At 46.7% G+C, this 940-nt stretch carries 2 protein-coding genes; both read right to left on the reverse strand.

The genetic code is table 11. The features are described from left to right. Positions 1 to 279: 279 nt before the first annotated feature. Positions 280 to 729: a peroxiredoxin gene (locus A8O25_RS22325; protein ID WP_066839889.1), complete on the reverse strand. Its 450-nt coding sequence runs from the start codon at positions 727 to 729 to the stop codon at positions 280 to 282. A 10-nt stretch (positions 730 to 739) separates the two neighbouring features. After that, positions 740 to 940 (reverse strand): hypothetical protein (locus tag A8O25_RS23625; RefSeq protein WP_206598742.1); only part of this gene is annotated, 201 nt, incomplete at its 5' end.

Genomic DNA, 940 nt, shown 5'->3' on the forward strand with positions numbered 1-940 from the left:
CCTGTTTTCCAGAAAACAGGCCAAAAACGGCACTTACGGTTTAGGGCAATTTTAAATTTGCCATGGCGCTGCAAAACGCCAAAAAAAGTACCGGCGTTTACACGTTTCTGGCCCTAGCGCTGTTACGCGGCTCAAGAACTGCCGCCGCAGAGCCTTTCCCTGCTTTTTACGCCCGTAAAAGCGAGAGTTTACCTTGCACTTCAAGGCTTTCCCATGTATATCTTCGGCTTACCAGTCATTACTTAACATAAATAATAAGCTAAAGACAATAAATGGCTTTTATATTCTTTTCAAAGCCGCCAAAGCATTCTGTACGTGCTCCAGCGGTTTGATCATGGAGTTGAAGGCATATTGAACGGTACCCTGCTGGTCTATCACGTAAGTAACCCTCCCGGGTATCAACCCGAAGGTACTGGGCACTTTATATAGTTTCCTCACGTGTTTGTCTGTGTCTGCCAGCAGTACAAACGGAAGACTGTGCTTGCTGGCAAACCTGGTGTGTGAATCAGCGGAGTCTGAGCTGATGCCCACCACTTCTGCCCCCTGCCCTGTAAAGTCTTCGTACATATCCCGGAACGTACAGGCTTCTTTGGTGCAGCCCCGGGTATCATCTTTAGGGTAAAAATAGAGCACTACCTTCTTTTCTTTCAGAACTTCATAGAGCCTCACCTTTTTACCGGTCATATCTGGCAGCTCAAAGTCTGGGGCTTTCTCGCCTTCCTTCAGCATAAATCTCTGTTTACTGGTTAATGACTAAACTTTGCGTTTGGTTAATTTTTAAAAACGTCTCTGTCTGAAGAAACCCCAGGCCCTTTGCTACCTCTGCACAAGCGCAAGCTTCTAAAACGGCAGAAGAACATGGAGAGAGGGGCAGCACAGGCGTAGCTTTCATGTAGCAACCTGTTTCTGTTTTCGCCTGTTTTCTGTTAAAACAGGCCGA

Source organism: Rufibacter ruber (genome assembly GCF_001647275.1).
Classification (GTDB): domain Bacteria; phylum Bacteroidota; class Bacteroidia; order Cytophagales; family Hymenobacteraceae; genus Nibribacter; species Nibribacter ruber_C.